General features: G+C 56.2%; 13 protein-coding genes and 1 other annotated feature. Of the genes, 2 read left to right on the forward strand and 11 right to left on the reverse strand.

Features of this window, described 5'->3' with window-relative positions; translation table 11 throughout:
- Positions 1 to 113: 113 nt before the first annotated feature.
- The 5 genes from PSTEL_RS19340 to PSTEL_RS28560 all read right to left on the reverse strand — a co-directional run bounded on the left by PSTEL_RS19340 (position 114) and on the right by PSTEL_RS28560 (position 7810).
- Positions 114 to 1130 carry a LacI family DNA-binding transcriptional regulator gene (locus PSTEL_RS19340; RefSeq protein WP_038697866.1) on the reverse strand — a complete coding sequence of 339 codons (1017 nt, stop codon included), beginning with the start codon at positions 1128 to 1130 and terminating at the stop codon, positions 114 to 116.
- 246 nt (positions 1131 to 1376) lie between these two features.
- Positions 1377 to 3089 carry a stalk domain-containing protein gene (locus tag PSTEL_RS26425; RefSeq protein ID WP_052098696.1) on the reverse strand — a complete coding sequence of 571 codons (1713 nt, stop codon included), beginning with the start codon at positions 3087 to 3089 and terminating at the stop codon, positions 1377 to 1379.
- Between the two features lie 223 nt (positions 3090 to 3312).
- A complete protein-coding gene (locus tag PSTEL_RS19350; RefSeq protein WP_052098698.1) occupies positions 3313 to 6039 on the reverse strand; it encodes a DNA internalization-related competence protein ComEC/Rec2 in 2727 nt (908 codons plus the stop codon).
- Between the two features lie 339 nt (positions 6040 to 6378).
- A complete protein-coding gene (locus PSTEL_RS19355) occupies positions 6379 to 6897 on the reverse strand; it encodes a deoxycytidylate deaminase (RefSeq protein WP_038697868.1) in 519 nt (172 codons plus the stop codon).
- Positions 6898 to 7000: 103 nt separating this feature from the next.
- Positions 7001 to 7810 (reverse strand): ComEA family DNA-binding protein, encoded by an 810-nt coding sequence (locus tag PSTEL_RS28560; RefSeq protein WP_052098700.1) that lies wholly within the window; start codon positions 7808 to 7810, stop codon positions 7001 to 7003.
- A gap of 152 nt (positions 7811 to 7962) precedes the next feature.
- On the opposite strand from PSTEL_RS28560, the gene comER reads away from it, so the two are divergent.
- On the forward strand, positions 7963 to 8802 hold the full coding sequence (gene comER / locus PSTEL_RS19370) for a late competence protein ComER (RefSeq protein WP_038697872.1): 840 nt from the start codon (positions 7963 to 7965) through the stop codon (positions 8800 to 8802).
- 52 nt (positions 8803 to 8854) lie between these two features.
- On the opposite strand, the gene leuS is transcribed toward comER, so the two are convergent.
- Together leuS and PSTEL_RS19380 are read right to left on the reverse strand one after the other, a co-directional pair.
- Positions 8855 to 11302: a leucine--tRNA ligase gene (gene leuS / locus PSTEL_RS19375; protein ID WP_038697874.1), complete on the reverse strand. Its 2448-nt coding sequence runs from the start codon at positions 11300 to 11302 to the stop codon at positions 8855 to 8857.
- Positions 11303 to 11370: 68 nt separating this feature from the next.
- Positions 11371 to 11623, reverse strand: a binding site (T-box leader).
- A 67-nt stretch (positions 11624 to 11690) separates the two neighbouring features.
- Positions 11691 to 12758, reverse strand: coding sequence for an AI-2E family transporter (locus PSTEL_RS19380; RefSeq protein WP_038697876.1), 1068 nt, complete (start codon positions 12756 to 12758; stop codon positions 11691 to 11693).
- Between the two features lie 132 nt (positions 12759 to 12890).
- Here PSTEL_RS19380 and PSTEL_RS19385 point away from each other — a divergent pair, with 132 nt between their 5' ends.
- Complete coding sequence (locus tag PSTEL_RS19385; RefSeq protein WP_038697878.1) at positions 12891 to 13487, forward strand: hypothetical protein; 597 nt, start codon at positions 12891 to 12893, stop codon at positions 13485 to 13487.
- A gap of 94 nt (positions 13488 to 13581) precedes the next feature.
- Here PSTEL_RS19385 and PSTEL_RS19390 read toward each other — a convergent pair whose 3' ends face one another.
- From PSTEL_RS19390 to PSTEL_RS19405, 4 genes are all read right to left on the reverse strand, one after another.
- Positions 13582 to 13791, reverse strand: coding sequence for a hypothetical protein (locus tag PSTEL_RS19390; RefSeq protein ID WP_038697880.1), 210 nt, complete (start codon positions 13789 to 13791; stop codon positions 13582 to 13584).
- Between the two features lie 11 nt (positions 13792 to 13802).
- Positions 13803 to 14324: a PRC-barrel domain-containing protein gene (locus PSTEL_RS19395; RefSeq protein ID WP_038697882.1), complete on the reverse strand. Its 522-nt coding sequence runs from the start codon at positions 14322 to 14324 to the stop codon at positions 13803 to 13805.
- Between the two features lie 100 nt (positions 14325 to 14424).
- Positions 14425 to 15570, reverse strand: a complete 1146-nt coding sequence (locus PSTEL_RS19400; RefSeq protein ID WP_038697883.1) for a cysteine desulfurase family protein — start codon at positions 15568 to 15570, stop codon at positions 14425 to 14427.
- A 272-nt stretch (positions 15571 to 15842) separates the two neighbouring features.
- The gene (locus PSTEL_RS19405) at positions 15843 to 17309 is read right to left on the reverse strand and encodes a glycosyl hydrolase (RefSeq protein ID WP_038697885.1); all 1467 of its coding nucleotides are present in this window, start codon (positions 17307 to 17309) and stop codon (positions 15843 to 15845) included.
- Positions 17310 to 17361 lie beyond the last annotated feature (52 nt).

Here is a 17361-nt window from a genome sequence, read left to right on the forward strand (position 1 = left end):
AGGATTCACCTTTCATTCATATAAACTGCCAACGAAGCACACAAGGACATCTCTTCCGGCTCAGCGGAGAAGATGTCCTTGTTGTTGGTGATACGCTTGGGGAGTGTACGTTATTAAGTTAACTGCCGAACGGAATGCCCCGGCTGAAGCGCTGGTGAGAAGCGATAAGTGATCGGAACCGGCGATCCACCCTCTTCAATGCCGCCCAGAATGATCTTGGCAGCCTGCATGCCCATTTCATAGGCTGGCTGGCGTATCGTTGTGATCTCCGGATTGTATACGGCGGCGATCTCGGCTCCGTCGATGCCGATCACCGACAGATCATCCGGAATCTTCAACCCTTTCCTGTTGGCGTACTTCAGCACCTCGCCAAGGGCGATGTCGTTGGCCGCCAGAAGCGCGGTCGGCGGCTCCTTCATGGAGAGCAGCGATTCAATCGCTGCGCCCATTTCTTCTCTCGCCGCGCTGCAGATATAGGCATCGTCCCATTTCAGGCCGGCCTCTCCTGCCGCTCTCCGGAAGCCGGCGATCCGCTCCTTCCGGGGAGTGACGGCATAGGGCCCGAGTGGCAGTGTCAGCATGGCAACCCGCGTATGGCCCGCATCGGCGAACTCCCGGATCGCTGCCTTGACCGCCAGCTCATTATCGAGCAGAAGGCTCTGGGTCGAAATGCCATCGATCAGCCTGTCCATCAAGACGAGCGGATAGCGGCTCTCTATCAACGGGATGTAACGGGTGATGTCATTTCCCGTCGGGAACACAATTAGCCCGTCCACCTGCCGGGACAGCAGCGTCTCGATATATCTGCCTTCCTTGTCCGGATTTTCGTCGGCGTTGCAGATGATGACCTGAATGTCATTCAGTTGAAGCTCGTTCTCGATTGCGCGGATGCACTGAATGGACAGGGAATAGTTGATGTCCGCCACAATGACCCCGACCGTATACGTCCGGTTCTGCTTAAGACCCCGGGCAAGACCGTTCGGCCGGTAGTTCAGTTCTTCGATGACGGCCGCGATTTTATTCCGGGTCTCTTCACTCATATACTTGTACCGCTTATTCAGGAACTGCGAGACTGTGCTTTTGGACACGCCCGCCTGTTTGGCCACATCCTCAATGGTCATCTTTTTCATAAACTTTCGCTCCGGTTATCATCGGGATCATCCCGGGAATTTCATACAAGAAGAAGCGGCTTCTGCTATGCCGGTCACAGGAACCTGGAGGCTTCGCACGCAGCTAACCTATTGTTCCAACTGTATATTAAAAAAGTATATCTGATATTTAGTAAATTATCCATGTTATCGTTTAGCTTCTGAACCGGAGCCGAAGCTGACCGCAGGATATGGCGATGACCCAAATTGCCCTAAATGCCAAAGTGCCTAGAGCGAAGTCTCTCCTTCCAGAGGAATCGAGTAGAAGACCCGATACCCGTTTCTGTCGGTGTACCAGAGCACCTGATTGCCACTGACGACCGGATCGCATTCGGACAAACCGAAATAGGCAAGGGTGCGGACGGAGCCGACCAGGTTGCCGTCCTTATCGAGATAGACATATTTCAAGTCGCCGGGATAACCTTCTAGATCGAATTCCTGCCACAGCGCCATCAGCTTGTCGTCGTTAATCTTGACCAATTTCGGAATGGACGCGATGCGATTGCTGCCGACATACTTGCCAAGCGTAATCTGCTTAACGGCCGATTGATTCAAATTGTTCTTGGGCAGCACACTGAGGATGATGTCGCGCTGATCCTTTTTGAGCCCAACCAGATCATAAGAATTGTACTCGGCAACCTGGGAATGGTCGATCGTGTTCATCGCTACAATATAGCTGCTGGAGGACACTTCAAATCCCCCGAGAGATACACCCGTCTGATTCGCGCCGATCGCTCCCGGAATTTGGAAGAGATCCACCTCGGTGTAATTCCGCCCGTCGCCTTTATTCAGGACAATCGAGCGGGGGTAAGCGTCGCCGTGATCGACCAGAACATGATCTGCCCCGTCGAACCGGACATACTGGTCGAAGGAGTGGCTGACATGATTGCTCTGGAACCGGCCCAGATCATTCGTTACCGTCATGTTGGAAGTATTGATGATCAGAGTCAGCTGGGACTGATGATTGAGGCCGTCAGGCGTAGTGTAACGTTCCCGCGAAGTATGGAAGACAAGCGTGCTGCCGGACTCGGCCATCCGGCCGGAACCCGCGTCAAAAGGCTTGACCGTATAGCTCGGCCCGCCTTTGACCGATACGCTGTCAATCCGTTTGAAGCTCTTGTCGTACCGGACGATTCGAATTACTTCTTTATCGTCGTTCTCTTCTGTGTCATCCTGGCCGTAGGCGATATAATTGTAAGTCTCGCCGCTGTAGAAGCCGCCGAATATCGGAAGCTCATAAGGAAGACTGGCTCTGGACACTAGCTGAAAGCTGCTGTCATAGGTCTCCATCTCCACTTGGCCGTCAGCCCGAATGGCGGTTACCGTGCCGTCCTGGTTCTTCACAAGATACGATTCCACCGGACTCTTCCATCTCGGAAAATAAGATGTTTCGGCATTGCCGGTTCCGGCGGCTGACGATTTCACCCGGTAGGCATGCTCGGGCATCCTTGCGAACAGCGAGAGCTTGCCCGCAGACGCTTCATATTCCACATCATAAGGGATTCTGCCCGCCAGGTCCCGCAATTGAACATAATTGCTGCCGTCGATCTTGTATGCCTTGACCGTCTGAAGCGTCCCGTCGATGAGAAGCTTCAGATTTTGCGGAATGGCTGGATAGGTGCGGCTTGTGCTGTAATATTTGTCCTCCCCGCTTCCATCGGGAACATAGACTTGTCCGGTGCTGATCTCGACCGCCTGGCTCTTGATATTCCAGGATACGTTGAACTGGCTGGAAGTGCCCGAGAAATGCTCTGCGATGTCCCGCAGTCTGAAATAGTTGCTTCCTTGAATATTGAAACCGGTAAGATCGGCTTGTTCCCCGTCAAAATATGTACGGCTCTCCGTCACGCTCGCTTTAACTGTCTGGTCCGCGAAGGCGGAAGCGCCACACGTTAGCGAGATCAGAGCCACAATGACCCACAGATTAAGTATTTTTTTCAATGCATACTCCCCCAATTGCTGTGTCTTTTAGTACAAACATAGTTCTATCTCTGTAACGCCGCTGCCTCCTTTCCTACGGGTTATGGCGCACTCTATTAAATTATGAAGGAAAAACCTCCCTTTTCACAATAGAATGTCGGAAGATTGTCGAAAAAAGTTGTTCCGAATCATCCCCGCTCCGCTATCCTCTCCACTTCAAGACCTCTCTCCCGAAATCCCAAACTTAGGGACTTGCGTCCGCAGAAATCAGCTTATGCCTCACCGACAAGGCACCTTCCTTGATCCTGATCTGGATTTCGCCCTGCTCATCTGTACGGTAGATGTCCAGCCCGGCAGCAAGATAACGCTCCAGCACCTCCTTGCCGGGATGCCCGTAGTTGTTGTTCGCTCCCACGGAAATGACCGCCGCCGAAGGCTTCCAGTAACGGAGCCAGTCTTCGCTGCTGGACGTTTTGCTTCCGTGATGGGGTGCTTTCAGCACATCCACCGGTCCGGATGCTTGGTCGCAAGTCGGCGTACCAGCCGATCCACAGGACGCCTGCTGCGCGGCAATCAGGTCGGCCTCGGCGGCTTTTTCAATATCGCCCGTGAACAGGAAGCTGCGACCGCTCATATCCAGCCGGAAGACAACGGAGAAATCATTCTGCTCCTCCACGACCGGGAGGACCGGCTCTTGCGCGCTATTCAGCTTCGGCCACAGAAAGGACAGCCTCGGCCCTTCGGACCCGGATGGCGACCATTCCAGCCCTTGGTGAACCGCGTACAGCTTGATTCCTTTCCGGACCGCCGTGGTCATCAGCTTGGTGTAATTGTCGTGATCAGCGAGCGTCCCGTTAAATAGAAGGGCGTTAACCGGAATCTCTTCCAGAACAGCCTGCAGCCCGCCCATATGATCCTGATCGCCATGTGTCAAAATAACGGCGTCCAGATGATGGATTCCCCTCTTCCTGAGCAGCGGCACCACCGTCTTGGCTCCAACCTCATACGGACTGCGGCGTATTCGCCACTCCTCCTTGCTGCCAAAGCTTAAGGTCCCGCCTCCGTCAACCAGAATGTGGACGCCGCCAGGTGCCGAAATCAGAATGCTGTCTCCCTGTCCCACATCCAGAAAGCTGACTTCACCCTCTGGGGACAGCATCTGCGGCTTGTAGCCCCAGTAGAGCAGCAGCGCCAGGCCGGCGGTGAACGATACAGCCGCGAAGCGGTAGCGCCGGGCGGCAGCCGTACCCATTATGCCGACAAGGGCCGGGGAAGAGTCCCGTTCAGCACAATGTCCAAGCCCCTCCAGCGGTACGGTCTCCTCTGCCGTATAACCCGGAACCTTCCTTGCTTCGGCCGCAAGCTTCATCATAAGAAGGATCGCATACAGCAGTCCATAATACAGAAGAATCCAGAGCAGTGACGGCGAGCGCCAGATCGTCATTCCCGCATAAGTCCCGATGCCGTCCACGGCGGCGAAGGTGGCCGTATTCAGCAGCTTGACCAGCCGGGCAATCTGCTCCGCCATAAATGGCCACAGTCTGGACAGCAGAAGCGCAGCCGTTCCGAGCGGCAGCACGCCGAATGTTATGAACGGAACGAGGATGAAATTGGCGGCGAACGACAGCAGCGCGAACTGGTTGAAATAATAAATGGTCAGCGGAAAAGAAACCAGCTGCGCTGTCAGCGTCACGCACACCGCGCCCCCAAGCCGCCTGGGGAGACGTGTCAGGAGCGGAGCCGCCAAAGGCACGAAGACAATCAATCCAAGTGTCACGAGAAAAGATAGCTGAAAGCTGACATTCAGCAGATAGTACGGTTCCCAGAGCAGCATCAGCCAGCCTGCAAGACAGAGGACATGAAGCCCGTCCTTCAATATCCCGACGCGGGCGGCGTACAGCGCGATCATGCTCATAAGCCCCGCACGAATGACGGACGGGCCGGCTCCTGCAAGCAGCACATACAGCGGAAGGAACAGCATGGTCAGCGTCAGCGCCGCCTCTTTTGTAAGCCGCAGCCGGGTCAGCACAACCAGCAGCACGCCCGCGTAGACGGCGACATGCATACCGGAGATAGCCAGAATATGGGTAAGTCCTAGCCGTGAGAACTGCTTGTAGGTGTCCGGATCGAGTTCATCCTGCATCCCGATAATAAGTCCCTTCAAATAACCGGCATCCCTCGCGGGGAACAACCGCTCCAGTTCCCTTCCGATACCGCTCCGTACGGAATCGCTCCACCGGAGCACCGACCGGAAGCCAAAGCTCCCGGGAGCTTCCGCCGTGACGGCGGCTGTTCCGGACGCCCGCAGCAGCCAATGAATATGGCGGCTTCGCAGGTACGCCCTGTAATCAAACCCGCCGAAGTTCCGGGCTATGGCAGGAAGCTCCAGCGTCCCAGTTACCTTGACCCGGTCGCCACGTTTCCACTTTGCCGCTTCCGCAATTTCTTCTTCGGCCTGCAGCTTGACCTGAGCTGCGATTTTCTCTCCTTGGACGACGTCTGCGGCTTCGCTGTCCCGCTTACTTCCGCCGGCTTCTCCACTCCCCGCTTCGGACGAATCGGTGTCTTCATGGGAGTCGGCGCCTTCACCTGTCAGCAGGCTGGCCTCCTGAATCACCATTACAAAATCCACCCGGTCTCCGTCGCGTTCAACTGTGGACGATACCACGCCTTCCAAATGCACCGGCGCTTCTTCCAGCGCAGATGCAGTCTGTCCGAGAGCAGCCGGAAGCGCCGTTGCGTTCCGATGGTCGTTCCATTCGAAATAAGCTCCGCCTAGGGTAAGTATAATCCACAGGAGGACCAGCATTTTGATCCCTTGACCGCGTATCCGCATCATCAGGGCGGCCGCAACCATCAGCAGCGTAATGCCTGCCCAAACAACAAGCAGGCGATTTGCTGTCAGCAGACAGGCAGCGGCATTTCCGGCGGCCCAGCAGACAGCCGCATAGACCAGCGGTCTTTTCGTCATCCTTCTTCATCCTTTCATCCACTCCTGGCTGGCAATCGGCCGGGGAGTGTCATCATTACCTTGTTCGAGGCGTTCTAGGTCAATGGCTGGAGGGGTATTAAATCCGGCAGTGAGCTGGCAATCGGCTAGGGAGTGTCATCATCGCTTGTTCAAGGCGTTCTAGGTCAATGGCTGGAGGGTTATCAAGTCCGGCCGGGAGCTTATGCTGCTCTTGCCGCACCCTTATCGCAGAACGCAAAAAGACCCCTGCCACGCGCATCATGCGCGAACAGAGGTCCTTCCCCATTGCCGACTTGCGGCCCGATATGAAATTCGTATCGTAATCGCCTGCTCTAGTCGTTAGTCCGATACACCCAGCACCGTTTCCCGGGGAGGCTCATAGCCTTCCAGTCTGCGGAACAGGATGCCCTTGGTGGCCATCATCTGCTTGACCTTCTCCGTGTCCTTCGGGTATTCGCGGGTATAGACGATTTCCACCACCCCGCTGTTGGCGAGCATGTTGGCGCATGTCCAACAAGGCTCGTCGGTCACGTACACAGTGCTGCCCTCCCGGTCGATTCGGTCCGTGAACAGGAGCAAATTCTGCTCCGCATGAATGGTCCGAATGCAGCGCTGCTTCTTGATCATGGTCTCTTTGCCGTCGACGATTTCCAGCTCGTACTGTTCGGATACCATACAGCCTGCCTCCGAGCAGTCCGGCATGCCCATGGGCGCTCCATTGTACGCGGTGCCGAGCAGCTTCTTGCCCTGAACAAGCACGGCGCCGACATGGCGGCGCGGGCAGCGCGAGCGGGTCGAAACCATAAATGCGATATCCATGAAATAGGTATCCCAGTCCTTGCGGTATGCGATGGTCATCTGATTTCCCCATTTTCTCCAAAAATCGTTGTTACCTATTGTAGCATATCCCGTCAACCCGTTCCTATGAGAAGATGCGGCATGTCCGACACCAAGATGCCGCTTAATAGACAACGTAAGGCTTCATCTTCTCCAGCATCTTCGGCCCGATCCCCTTGACCTTCTCCAGATCGGACGCGCTCTTGAAGGGGCCATGCTGGCTGCGGTAATCGACGATCGCCTGCGCCTTCTTCTCGCCGATGCCGGGAAGCGCGGTCAATTCGGCGGCGCTCGCCGTATTGACGTTCACCATGCCGCCGGCTGCGGCCGGCTGGCTGCTCGCGGCGGCGGCCGGAGACGCCGCGCCCGGTGCGGCTTCGGCTGTGCCGGAAGCCGCCGTGCCATCGCCGCCGGTTCCCCCGGCGGCTGCGCCTGCGGGAGCGGCCGTGACGCCTGCGGCCGCCCCCGCCATGGCCCCGCCGCTGCCTGCCGCAGCGGGGCCCGCCGTTCCGGCGGAACCGGCTATGCCTTCGCCGGTTCCGCCACCCGCGGCGGCTGGCGCTGCCGCCGCGCCTCCGGCAGCCGGCCCTGGGCTGCCGCTCTCGCCAGCGGCGCCAATACCGCCGCTGTCCTTTCCGGCTGCGCCCACTCCCGCAGCCGTCCCGCCGCCTATACCGCCGCCGCTCCCCTCTCCTGCGGCGCCCGCTCCCTTAGCCGTCCCACCGCCTATACCGCCGCTGCTCCCCGCACCTGCGGCGTCCGCTCCCGCAGCCGTCCCCACTGTCCCTCCGCCGATGCCCAGCGCCTCGGACATGGCGCTACCCAGCGGCTGCCAGCCGGCCATGTCCTGGTCCTCGCCGCCGCCTGCGGCCCAGATCAGGATGCCGCCCGCTACTGCCAGCACGGCAGCTCCAATTTTGTATATACGCATCATATAACGTCACTCCTTCGTTATCCGGATAGTTATCCGGTCGTTTTTTCTCCATACATTTTCCATATCATTGGCATTAGCCAAGCCTCCCTCGCATACATATATCGAAGAACGTTACTGGCAAAGAGTAAAGCGCGAAAGGAGGGAATCACAGGATGAAAGTAGGTTTTATCGGAACGGGCAGCATGGGCGGCCTGTTGATCGACGCCTTCCTTTCCTCCGGGGGGCTTCTGGCGGGCGATGTGATTGCGAGCAACCGCAGCCGCCAGAAGCTGGACCGGCTCGCGCAGCTTCATCCCGGAATTACGCTGGCGGAGAACAACCGGGAGACGGCCGCCGGCAGCGATATTGTATTTCTGTGCGTCAAGCCGCTGGAATTCAAGGCGCTGACCGATGAGATTGGAGACTGTCTCGGGAGCGGACAAATTGTTGTCTCCATTACGAGCCCGGTGCAGATTCATCACCTGGAGCGTGTTCTCCCGTCTAAAATAGCCAAAATCATTCCGAGCATCACTCACAGTGTCTTCAGCGGCACCTCGCTCTGCGTGCTGGGCAGCCGGCTGGACGATCATGATCGTGAATTGCTGCTCGGGTTAATGTCCCATATCGGAAATCCGGTTGAAATATCCGAATCCCACACCCGCATTTCCTCTGATTTTTCAAGCTGCGGCCCGGCATTCCTAAGCTTATTTCTGGAACGCTGGATTGAGGCCGCCGCTGCTGCGACGGGCATCGACCGAAGGCTCGCCGGCATACTCGCAGGCGAAATGCTGCTTGGCACCGGGCGCCTGCTGACCGAAGGCGAGTTCACGCCAGGCGAGCTTCAAGAACGGGTAGCGGTGCCCGGCGGCATTACTGCCGAAGCGCTCAGTCTTCTTCGGTATAGTCTGGACGGCGTATTCGAGCGGCTCATCGATACGACCCACCGGAAGTACGACGAAGATCTGGCCAAGCTGGACGCGCTCTTCGGCCAGAGCGGCCAGGCTTCTGAATAACGCAAAAACCCCGCGGCGGATTTCTCCTGCCACGGGGTTTTTGCGTGCTTCGCTAACCCGCTACAATATTGACCAGCTTGCCTGGAACCGCAATAACTTTGCGGATTGTTTTGCCCTCAATGGCCGCGCTCACGCTCGGAAGTCCCAGCGCATGAGTCTGCATGTCATCCTGGCTCATGTCCTGCGCGATCTTGGTGCGCTCGACGATTTTGCCGTTCACCTGAACGACGATTTCGACTTCGGCATCTACGGTCATAGCCTCATCGTACGAAGGCCAGGCCACATAGGAGATCGTGCCTTCATGGCCGAGCAGCTGCCACAGTTCTTCGGCGAGGTGCGGCGCGAGCGGCGACAGCATCTGCACGAAGTTCTCCATCGCCTCGGTAGGCAGCGTCTCCTGCTTGTAGGCGTCGTTGATGAAGATCATCAGCTGGCTGATCGCCGTGTTGAAGCGCAGGTTCTCGAAGTCGTCCGTCACCTTCTTGATCGTCTTGTGCCAGGTGCGCTTGAACTCCTCCGTGCCGCCGTTCGCCGTGATCTTCGCGCTTAAGGAGCCGTCCTCGGTGGCGAAGAGACGCCATACGCGGGACAGGAAGCGGTGAATGCCTTCCACGCCGTTCGCGCTCCAAGGCTTGGTCGCTTCCAGCGGACCCATGAACATTTCGTAGACGCGGAGCGTATCGGCTCCGAATTCGGAGACAATTTCATCCGGATTGATGACATTGCCGCGGGATTTGCTCATCTTCTCATTGTTCGTGCCAAGAATCATGCCCTGGTTGACCAGCTTGTAGAACGGTTCCTTCGTATCGACAACGCCGAGATCGTAGAGCACCTTATGCCAGAAGCGGGCATACAGCAGATGAAGCACCGCATGCTCGGCGCCGCCGATGTAGAGATCGACCGGCAGCCATTCCTTCTGCTTCTCCGGGGAGCACAGCTCCTTGTCGTTGTGCGGATCGATGTAGCGCAGATAGTACCAGCAGCTGCCGGCCCATTGCGGCATCGTGTTCGTCTCGCGCCGCGCCTTCATGCCGGTCTCCGGATCGACCGTCTCGACCCAGTCCGTCACGTTCGCCAGCGGGCTCTCGCCTGTGCCCGACGGCTTGATGGCATCGACATCCGGCAGCATCAGCGGCAGCTGATCCTCCGGCACAGTCTTCATCGTGCCGTCCTCCAGATGCAGGATCGGGATCGGCTCGCCCCAATACCGCTGGCGGCTGAAGAGCCAGTCGCGCAGCCGGTAGGTCACCTTGCCCTTGCCGAAGCCCTTCTCCTCCAGCCACGAAATCATCGCCGAGATGGCCGGTGCATTCTCCAGGCCGTTCAGGAAGTCGGAATTCACGTGAGGACCGTCGCCCGTATAGGCTTCTTCTTCTACATTGCCGCCCTGGACAACCTCGATGATCGGCAGGCTGAACTGCTTCGCGAACTCCCAGTCACGGGTATCGTGGCCCGGAACAGCCATGATCGCTCCCGTTCCGTAGCCGGCCAGGACATAATCGGCGATCCAGATCGGCAGCCGCGCTCCGCTAACCGGGTTAACCGCATAGGCGCCTGTGAATACGCCTGTCTTCTCCTTCGCCAGGTCGGTGCGCTCCAGATCGCTCTTGCGAGCAGCCCGCTCCTTGTATGCTTCAACTTCGGCGCGCTGGGCGTCCGTCGTAATCGCCGATACCAGCTCATGCTCAGGAGCGAGCACGCAGTAGCTTGCGCCGAACAGGGTATCCGGACGGGTCGTGAACACCGTCAGGCTGCTGTCATGTCCGTCGATGGCGAAGACCACCTCGGCCCCCTTCGACTTGCCGATCCAGTTGCGCTGCATATCCTTGATGCTCTCGGACCAGTCGAGCTCCTCCAGATCCTCCAGCAGGCGCTCCGCGTATTCGGTAATGCGCAGAATCCACTGGCGCATCGGCCGGCGGATGACGGGATGGCCGCCGCGTTCACTTTTGCCATCGATGACTTCTTCATTCGCCAGCACCGTGCCGAGCGCCGGACACCAATTCACCGGAACCTCGGCTACATAGGCAAGCCCGCGTTTGTACAGCTGGATGAAGATCCACTGTGTCCATTTGTAATAGCCCGGGTCCGTCGTGCTGATCTCGCGGTCCCAGTCATACGAGAAGCCCAGCGATTTGATCTGGCGGCGGAAATTGTCGATATTCTTAACTGTAATGTCACGCGGATGCTGTCCTGTATCGAGCGCGTGCTGCTCGGCCGGCAGGCCGAAAGCGTCCCAGCCCATCGGATGCAGCACATTGTAGCCGCGCATGCGTTTGTAGCGGGATACGATATCTGTAGCTGTATAGCCTTCAGGGTGTCCGACATGCAGACCGGCTCCCGAAGGATATGGGAACATATCCAGCGCATAGAACTTCGGTTTCCCCTTTTCTTCCCCGGTCTTGAACGTATGATTCTCTTCCCAATACCGCTGCCATTTCGGCTCCAGCGTCTGGGCGCGGTAGCCCTGCGGTGCCTGATTCTCCTTAATGTCGCTCATTGTTACTCCTCCTTGAATGCTAAGCGGACTTCTGCAATCCAAAAAGCCTCCCATCCGTAGCGTACAACGCTAGGGACGAGAGGCTGAATTCCCGTGGTACCACCCTAATTAGCAGGACGACCTTGCCAGTCTATTCCCCTGCTCACTTAAGCGCCGGATAACGGTGGCGGACCGACGGTGCTTAATAGATGGACAGGAATGTCCGTTCAGCGCCGTTTCTCCGAGGCGAGTTCATTTCATTATCGTCAACCGGCTCGCACCTGAAGCACCGGCTCTCTGCGTAACGTATCCGAAATTACTGCTCCTCATCCATGAATGCTCTGAAATTCTGAATATTCCCCAACATTATATACAAAAGAGTGATCCGGCGTCAATCCATCCCTTCGCCTTAAGCCGGCTTCCGCCGGACATAGTACGCCACGATATGCTGAAGCACCACTTTTCCAGCGGCAAAAACGGGAACCGCCAGAATGAGGCCGATAATCCCGGCCAGCTCGCCTCCGACCAGCAGCGCGAATATAATCAGCAGCGGATGCAAGTGCAGCGTACGGCCGACAACCTGCGGAGAAATCACATTGCTCTCCAGCATCTGGCAGAGTGTATTGACGACAATCACGAGGAGAACGAGCCGGATCGAAACCGTCGAAGCCATGACGAGAGCCGGAGCGGCTCCGAGGAAAGGACCGAGATACGGCACGATATCAAATATCGCGACAAAGCAGGCGAACAGCAGCGCATAAGGGATGCCGATCAGCGCATACCCGATATAGGCGAGAATGCCGATCATAACGCCGACGATGAACTGGCCACGAATGTAATTGCCGAGCGCGATATCGATGTCTCTCAGCATCTTCACGATTGATTTCCGGCGGGAGCGAGGCAGGCAGGAAATGACCATTCGCTCGAAGACATCAAAATCCTTCAGGATATAGAACACCAGGAACGGTATGATAAAGGCGTCGAACACCACGCCGATCGTCGTTCCGATATGATCCAGGAAATTCGAAATCCCCTTCGCCAGACGGCTCTCCCATTGAAAGAACCAGTTGTTCATCCCGGTCTCCACGCCCTGCGGAATCAGCCGGGTATCCATGCTGTGCATGAGCCCTTGGGCACGCAGCGTAATTTCCGGCAGATGCTCGTTCAGTTCCTCCAGCTGTTCGATCAGCATCGGGATGAGGTTGATGGCAATGACGGCAAGCGCCGTCAGAAAGACCGCGTAAATGAGCAGCACGGCTGCACCCCTCGGCATTTTTCGCCGGGCCAGTAGACTGACGACGGGGTTCAGCACATATGAGATGATCATGGCGGCCAGTAACGGAGCCAGCACCGCTTTGAGAAAAGTAAAAATATTCATCAGCATCGGACGAAGCTGCCAAATAAAATACAGGATGATCAGACCGAGCAGCACGCCGACCATCCACCGAAACGTTTTGTTGCCGTACCATTGTTCCACTCGCGTTACCTCCTGCGGCCAAACTGGAAAAGACCTGCAATGTAAGTATATGTCTGTCCGCGGCAAAATAATCGGTCAAGTCTTGTAACCATTCCCGCTTATTCTGCGTCTGTGTTAAAGGAGGTGGAGCTTTTGAGTAAAAAAGGAACGTCCTTCCTGATTCTTGCTGTATTGACGATCGTTCTTGCGGGCTGTGCCGCTTCACCGGAGATCGCATCTGAAGGTCCGAATGCCGAGGTGGCAGGGTCACCTAATCCTGTAACGGAAGCAGGCCCGTCCGTCCAGCCTTCGAATGAGAGCGCTACGTCCGCCAATCCTTCCGCAGAAGCAGAAGCGTCAATCAAGCCGCTGGATAAAGAGAAGCCGCCGCTGCCGCTCATCCGGTCGGGAGAGACGGATCTTTCCATGTACCAAAGTACCTATTGTTGGGGCTCGATGTGCGCCGATTATATCGGAGCGGAGGAACAGCTAAAAGGGAAGACGCCGAACGTTCTTCCGGCCGGTGCAGTCGTTGAGGTCCGGTTCCCTTACGATCCGGCTCCGTCTAGTGTGAGGCTGATGCAGTATAAAAGCGGGAGCATCACGGAGATTCCGCTGTCCGATGGGACTTTTCATGCGCCGGACGAGCCGGGGGTTTACGCCTACAGCGTCTCGGCATTCTGGGGCTTGGAGGACGGCGTAACCTCACTGGGCGATACCATGGTCGTCTTCTCAATTGAAGTAAAATGAAAAATGAATTCAGAGAACGAAAAAGAACCTTCACTTCCGCGAGCGGATTTGAAGGTTCTTTCTATGTAACCACCCAAAGCAAGCTACGCCTGCCTTAGGAAGATGCATGCAGATGCGTCATTTCCTGTGCCATATCTTCGCCGCAGAACAAGTCGTCCAGCGAGCTCAGAGTGCCGTCTTCTTCAACCTGATAGACCGACATTTTTTCGCCATTTACCGTCAGTTCAATAAAGCAGCCCCAGCAGTAAAATTGATGGGAACCGATTTTGCCGATATCCTTGGAACCGCAGTTTGGACACTTCATATACATTCCACCTATCCGTTAACGATATTAATATTCTTTTCCAGTTTTTCTTCACTTAATGCGGGAACCAGCAGATTGTCCGTTCTTGCGGACATTTCCGGCACACAAGGCAGCCATCTTCGGCCTTCCATCAAGTCAGTTACCAGCCCGTCGCTAATTTCGAAGGCTATTATTGTGTTTCCCATCTTTTGGTCAAAATAAACATCCGACACCTTACCGAGTATCGTTCCGGCTTCCGTCACGACCTCAAGATCCTTCAGTCTGTTCTTCCCCTCAAGAAAGGTATGGGGTATGCTGTCTGCGTCCACCTTGCGAATAGACTCCTCATTCTGTATCATCACGGCATCCTCGCCGTATGCGACAATGTCTTCCCATGCCACAACTTTCACATGACTGCTGAAGAAAGATTTGCTTTCCAGTTCAATACCCGTAATTTTCCATGTTGAATCGACAATGCAATCGACGATCTTGCCTACATCCTTGCCTTCCTCGACTCCAATCACATTCAGTCCGATAAACTCCTGGATTCTCATGGTGTCAAATCTCCTCGTTTATAAGATGGAGCCCAGAAAGGAGCAACCTTCTATGGTAAATGAAAGAAAGGAGCAAGCATGCTCCCGGCGACAAAAGACTCTAGTCTTTAGTACGCAGCCGTTTCATGATGGTTTCAATTTTTCGGGAAACAAGTTCCATTTCTTCAGTAGTATTACCCAAACCGCTGCTGAATCGAATCGCAGAATCCAAATATTTATCCGGAAGCGCCATCGCCTTCAGCACATGGGAGATTTCAAGCGATCCCGAGGTGCATGCCGAGCCGCTGGAAGCCGCGATTCCCTCCATATCGAGATTCATCAGCATGACGTCCGTTTGTACTCCCGGGAAGCTGATGTTCACGATATGCGTCAGTCCGTGCCCGGAATTTCCGTTCAGATGGTACGCGTCCTTCCCGATTCCCGCGTCCAGTCCGTCCAGCAAGGTGGAACGCAGCTTCAAAGCCTCCGCATGCCGTCCCTCCAGTCCGCGGACCGCAAGCTCCACAGCCTTCGCGAAGCCGGCCGCGCCTGCCAGACTTTCCGTTCCGGCCCGGCGGCCTCGTTCCTGCAGACCTCCGAACAGCCGGGGATGCAGCGGAGCGCCGCGGCGGATGTACAGGCCGCCAATGCCTTGGGGACCGTTGATTTTATGCGCGGTGAAGCTCATATAGTCCACCGGCAGCTCTGACAGCTTGATCGGAATCGAGCCGAGCGCCTGTACAGCATCCACGTGAAAGAGTACTCCGCGCTCTCTAGCGACCGCCCCGATTTCACGGATTGGCTGAATTGTCCCTACTTCATTATTAGCCATCATTACGCTGATCAATACGGTATTGTCCCGTATAGCCGAAGCAATGTCCTCTGGCGACACCCGGCCTGTCCCGTCCACAGGCACATAGGTAATCTGGAAGCCTTCCTTCTCAAGCTGTTCGCAGGCATGAAGCACGGCATGGTGCTCGATAGCCGTCGTAATGATATGGCCTCCTTCACGTCCCGAGACAGCGCCGAACAGTGCCAGATTGTCGCTCTCCGTCCCTCCCCCGGTAAAAATCCACTCATCGGGCGCACAGCCCAAAGAGGCGGCGATGGAATCGCGCGCCCCGTTCAAGGTCTTCTTGGCGGCCCGTCCGAACGCATGGACGCTCGAAGCGTTGCCGTACTGCTCCGTCATAATGCTCAGCATGACCGCGGCCACCTCCGGATGCACCGGCGTCGAGGCGGCGTGGTCCAAATAGATCGGTCTCATTTCTTATTCACTGTCCTTCTATCCGTATGAAGACCGGCAAGCGCGTCATTTCCGTATGACGTCTCCCGGTCTGTACATGTCGCTATTGATATGTACGGCGCCGCTGCAAAGCGGGCAGCCGCTGAATAACCGCTCCGTTATTTTAACATATCTGCTTCATAATTGTTCGTCAAAAATTTGGTTTTTCACAATTTTTTTAACCACATTCGCTTTTATTTATTCACTCGCCGAATTATAGGCCCTCATGTCCCCCTCGGGCGAACTTCCGATCATCAATTCGAGTACAAATACGCCGTTGGAATCACATCTTTCGGCACACTGGGACTGGACCAGGAGAGGCGGACAGTCGCGTTGGCTGGATCTCCTCCATTGAAGTAGTCCAGGCAGAGCGTGTAATAATTGCCTTGTTCAAGCGTAATGACGGCTGTTCGCTCCGCCGTGCCGTGTACTGTCCAGTCATCGATCAGCAGCTTGCCGTCCACCCATAACCGAACGCCGTCCGAAGCATTTGTATACAGCGTATATGTTTCGGCAAACGGCGGACGAAGATACCCTCTCCAGCGGACGGACATTTCCCATTTTCCGGTAGGCGTGCTCTTTTTCCAGTCGTAATCGACCTTCGGGACAACCTTGGTCAGCTTCAGCGTGCCGAAATTCCGGTCCAGATAATATTGGCCGATAAGACCGTCTCCGGTGGAAGTGTCCGCCGCGTTCAACTGGGCCACCTCGGGATTGGCATCCTGTCCCCGGCTCACAGCGTACGGATCGGTATAAACCTTGCGGATTGCAGCATCCGTATTCTTCTGTGCGAGCAGCTTGCCCCAGTCCATGAACCAGGCGTAGAGCGGCTGACGGGTCCGCATCCGGGTCATATCCGGCAAAATATCGCACTCCGTAATGGCCATCAGCTTGCCTTGTCCGATCTGCTGCAGCTCGAAATAATGATCCAGCTTATAATCGCCGCCGTAAATATCTTTGCCAAGTACGTCCGCACGGTCATGACCGACGTAATAAGCCGCGGCATCTGTGGCCGGGTTGTTCGCATTCGGGCTCCACACCCAGAGCAAATTATCCAGGCCGTGAACAATCACGTACCGGTCATACATGATCTCCCAGAGCTCCGCGTAGCGTGTCTTCTGCCCCCACCAGAACCAGCCGCCGTTCATTTCATGATACGGCCGCCACAGCACCGGCACACCTTCGTCCCGCAATTGCTTGAGGTACTGAGCCACCGAGTCGATATCAGCAAGCAGAGATGTGTTAAGCGCTGTTCCAGGCGTAATAATCTGGGCGAATTCATCCTCCGTCGTCGAACGCTGGACCATGTTCCATGTCTGGGATGCACCGGGATAAGCCGCATGGTAGGTAGCCGTGATAGCGCCTCCATTTTTGTGCCAATCCAGACAGGCATTGACCACATTCTGCCGCTGGGCCGCCAGCTGCTCCGGCGTCTGCCCCGTAATCCCGCCGAATTCGACACCTTTGATCGAAGGATAGATGCCGGTCTTCTGCTTGAGACTCTCCGCGTACGTGTACGGAGCCTCTAAATATTCATGCTGGCCGGTCAGCAGCCCTTTCTTCTGCAGATCGTACAACCGGTTCAGCAGCACGCGTGCGGCGTCTGATACGCCAGGATTCGCGGGTGACGTGATGAGTTCAAGATAGTTCGCCTGCCACTGCGCATCCGAAATCAACCGGGACGCGGCTTCCAGCAGACGTTCAGCTGTTCTGTTTTCCACCGTAATCACCTTCCTTTTTGCTTCATCATATGACAAGCCGTGCCCCAAGGGC

This window comes from Paenibacillus stellifer (genome assembly GCF_000758685.1).
GTDB classification, from domain to species: domain Bacteria; phylum Bacillota; class Bacilli; order Paenibacillales; family Paenibacillaceae; genus Paenibacillus_AQ; species Paenibacillus_AQ stellifer.

Excerpts from the sequence above, each read along its gene's own strand:
- PSTEL_RS19340 (WP_038697866.1), bottom strand. The coding sequence starts at position 1,130 with ATGAAAAAGATGACCATTGAGGATGTGGCCAAACAGGCGGGCGTGTCC.
- PSTEL_RS19350 (WP_052098698.1), bottom strand. The coding sequence starts at position 6,039 with ATGACGAAAAGACCGCTGGTCTATGCGGCTGTCTGCTGGGCCGCCGGA.
- PSTEL_RS19355 (WP_038697868.1), bottom strand. The coding sequence starts at position 6,897 with ATGACCATCGCATACCGCAAGGACTGGGATACCTATTTCATGGATATC.
- PSTEL_RS28560 (WP_052098700.1), bottom strand. The coding sequence starts at position 7,810 with ATGATGCGTATATACAAAATTGGAGCTGCCGTGCTGGCAGTAGCGGGC.
- comER (WP_038697872.1), top strand. The coding sequence starts at position 7,963 with ATGAAAGTAGGTTTTATCGGAACGGGCAGCATGGGCGGCCTGTTGATC.
- leuS (WP_038697874.1), bottom strand. The coding sequence starts at position 11,302 with ATGAGCGACATTAAGGAGAATCAGGCACCGCAGGGCTACCGCGCCCAG.
- PSTEL_RS19390 (WP_038697880.1), bottom strand. The coding sequence starts at position 13,791 with ATGAAGTGTCCAAACTGCGGTTCCAAGGATATCGGCAAAATCGGTTCC.
- PSTEL_RS19395 (WP_038697882.1), bottom strand. The coding sequence starts at position 14,324 with ATGAGAATCCAGGAGTTTATCGGACTGAATGTGATTGGAGTCGAGGAA.
- PSTEL_RS19400 (WP_038697883.1), bottom strand. The coding sequence starts at position 15,570 with ATGAGACCGATCTATTTGGACCACGCCGCCTCGACGCCGGTGCATCCG.